Source organism: Dethiosulfatibacter sp. (assembly GCF_983023055.1).
This window is the reverse complement of record NZ_CEZJXU010000279.1, coordinates 1-3,432: the sequence shown is the minus strand read 5'-3', so window position 1 is coordinate 3,432 and position 3,432 is coordinate 1. Positions and strand designations below refer to the sequence as shown.

Genomic DNA, 3,432 nt, shown 5'->3' with positions numbered 1-3,432 from the left:
CTTCACTCCAGTCTTCAATAGTATCTCGGTTGACAGGTCTGTTCCCTTTAATATTTTTCCCCTGTCTTTTCTTGTCACTGTCTTTAGTATTGACCCATTGGGATAAACTCGTCCCAGATTTTCATCTCTTATTTTTGTCATTATACCCAATGTCTTTTTGTCATCCATCATAAATCCACTCATTCCTGCTTCAATATACTTCAAAGGTCTTGGATGATTGACATGGGGCGACAATATGAATCCGTCACTTTTATGGAATCTGGTACACACCAGGGACATTTGAGGTTCATGAACAAGGCTAAGTTCTTCATGGATGACGTAGACCATTACAAAAGTATCTACAAAGAGACTATTGCCTGCATTTTTAATTCCCGATAACTGTAGAATGATAGGTGTTCCAATTCCTCCCGCTGACAGTATTACCTTGCCTGCCTTTATAAGAGTTTCATCTTTTCCCCTGTGTATGAGCACTCCCTTTACACTTCCATTTTCTTCAACTACTTTTTTAACCGAGGTGTTATACATTATTTCCACCCCACGTTCTTCAGCTTCCTTAAGGTAGACAAGTGGAGTCCATTTGGCTCCTGTTATGCATCCAAGGGTACAATTGCCGCACTTTATGCATTTTGCCGGATTTATCGCCTTTGGCATAAGCTTCATATTGCAGCCAAGCTCATTGGCAGCCTCGGCTATAGCCCATCCTCCCTTTGAAATGAGACCTTCATATATTGGAGCTATCTTTAGCTCTCTTTCTGTTTCAAGAAATTCTTCAGTCAAATCCAAACCCATCTCTTTGAATTCCTTCTCCATGCTTCTGACAAAGTTTCCAGCCGACACAAATCCGCTGCCACCTGCCATTATTGTTCTGTATATTCTTACGCCTTCTTTTGATTTTATTGGCATATGGGTAATTTTATGAAGATCGAAATACCTCAATGAATCGGCGAAACTCCCATATTTTTCTTCATGTCTTCCTTTTTCAATAACGAGAATGTTTTCATTTTCCCGGCTTAACTCTCTCGCCAAAGTTGCACCACCGGTTCCGCTTCCCACTATTATATAATCATATTTCTTATCATGAATCTTCATAATGGATGCCTTCTTTTATCTATTTTTCTTTTCTGTCAAGGAGCACTGCTATGAGTATTACAAGACCCTTTGCCAGCTGCTGGTAATAGGATCCAACATCCAAAAGGTTCAGAGCATTGTTAAGAATTCCAATTATCAAGGCACCGATTATGGTACCGAATATGGATCCTATCCCTCCTGCCAGTGATGTTCCTCCAATTACAACTGCAGCTATTGCATCAAGCTCATATCCCGATCCTGCCGTCGGTTGTGCCGATGACAGTCTGGCTGTAACTATTATTCCAGCCAGTGCGGCAAGTAATCCGCTTGCTCCATATGCAAATATCTTAATCCTGTCCACATTGATACCCGACAGCTTTGTAGCTTCCTCATTTCCACCTACTGAAAATACATATCTTCCTATGGTAGTATTTCTCAATATGAAAAACGCGATTGCAAATATTATAATCATTATTATTATTGGTGTAGGAAGTCCAAACAAACTTCCTGTACCAATGCTTGAAAAGAGATCCGCATTTTTTTCATATCCTGTGCTTATTGGCCTGCCCTGGGTGAACACAAGTGTTGCTCCCCTGAATATTGTCATCATTGCCAGTGTCACTATGAAAGGCTGAAGCTTTGCCTTGGATATTATTATCCCGTTTGACATTCCTATTACAAGTCCTACAATAAGTGTAATTATTACTGCCAGAGGCGTATTCATTCCGCTTCCAAGGAGGAATGCTCCAACGGCACTACTGAATGCCAATGTGGATCCTACTGAAAGGTCAATTCCTCCGGTAATGATTACAAAGGTCATCCCAGTTGCAATAACGGCGTTTATTGATGATTGCCTAAATACATTGAAGATGTTTCCAACAGTGAGAAACCTTCTTTCAAGGAGTGAAATGAGCACGGAAAATAATATCAAGCCTACAACGGACTGGTATTTTTTCAAATAATATTTATAGTCCCTGTCGTTTTCCTTGACTTTGTTTTTTGATTTACTGTCCATTATCCATCCTCCTTAATTCCTACTGCAAGTCTCATGATTTTTTCCTGGTCGGCATCCTTTCTATCGAGAAATCCCGACACGCCTCCCTCGTACATTACCATGACCCTGTCGCATATGCCTAGAATTTCAGGGATTTCAGAGGATATTAATATTATGCCCATTCCCTGACTCTTGAATTCGTTGATAAGCTCGTAAATTTCCTTCTTTGCTCCTACATCGACACCTCTTGTGGGTTCGTCCAGTATTAGTACTTTGGGCTTCGTCAGTAAAGTCTTCGCAATGCTAACCTTCTGCTGGTTTCCTCCACTTAGATTCTTGACCCGCTGTCTCAGGGATGGAGTCTTTATTGACATCTTTTCTACGTAGTATTCCGCTTCCTTCTTTTCCCTGGGCTTGTTGATTATATGATATTTTGAAATTTTATTTAAGGATGACAAACTTATGTTTTCCCTTACGCTTAGCCCAAGAACAAGACCATACTTCTTCCTGTCTTCTGAAACATAGGCTATGCCGTATTTCAAAGCATCATGTTCAGACTTGATCTTTACTGCATGGTGTTCAAGATATACTGTTCCAGTATCTATCTTAATAGTTCCATATATGGATTTGGCAAGCTCAGTTCTCCCTGCTCCCATAAGACCTGCAACACCAAGGATTTCTCCCGCTCTAACCTCAAATGATATGTCTCTTACATGGCTGTTGCTGATTTTTTTAACCTTAAGTAAAGCATCCCCCGGTTCCTTAACAAGGTATGGATACTGTTCCTCAAGCTTTCTGCCTACCATCATTTCTATTAACTTGTTTTCGTCGATTTCTTCTACTGGATTTTCGGATATGAATTGTCCGTCTCTAAGAACGGTCACATAATCACACATTTGAAATATTTCTTTTAGTCTATGAGAAATGTATACTATGCTTTTATCTTTTTCGATGAGTGTTTCGATTATTTTGAAAAGACTTTCTGTTTCTGTATCTGTCAAAGCATCTGTTGGTTCGTCCATGATGATAATTTCCGCATCCAGTGATAAAGCCTTTGCTATTTCAACCATCTGTTTCTTACCTATGCTGAGATTCTTTATTTTTTTACGTGGGTTTTCATTGATGTTCAATTGTTTTAGTAGTGCTTCCGCATCGTCATATAGCTTCTTCCAGTCTATTACATTGCCATATTTCCTGGGCTCCCTTCCGAGAAATATATTTTCTCCTATGGAAAGCTCGGAAACCATATTAAGCTCTTGATGAATTATTGCTATGCCGCTTTTTTGTGCTTCCTTCGGATTCTTGAATTCCACCGCTTTTCCCTTATAGAGAATTTTTCCTTCAGTCTTCTGATACACCCCTGAAAGGAT

General features: G+C 39.8%; 3 protein-coding genes. All 3 read right to left on the bottom strand.

Going from position 1 to position 3,432, the window contains the following annotated elements:
- Positions 1-1,089 (bottom strand): GMC family oxidoreductase N-terminal domain-containing protein (locus AC3AX0_RS09585; protein ID WP_487550068.1); only part of this gene is annotated, 1,089 nt, incomplete at its 3' end.
- Between the two features lie 19 nt (positions 1,090-1,108).
- Positions 1,109-2,083 carry a ribose ABC transporter permease gene (gene rbsC, locus AC3AX0_RS09580; RefSeq protein ID WP_487550067.1) on the bottom strand — a complete coding sequence of 325 codons (975 nt, stop codon included), beginning with the start codon at positions 2,081-2,083 and terminating at the stop codon, positions 1,109-1,111.
- Positions 2,083-3,432, bottom strand: a 1,350-nt coding sequence (locus AC3AX0_RS09575; RefSeq protein ID WP_487550066.1) for a sugar ABC transporter ATP-binding protein, incomplete at its 5' end; no start/stop codon positions are given. The genes rbsC and AC3AX0_RS09575, both read right to left, overlap by 1 nt.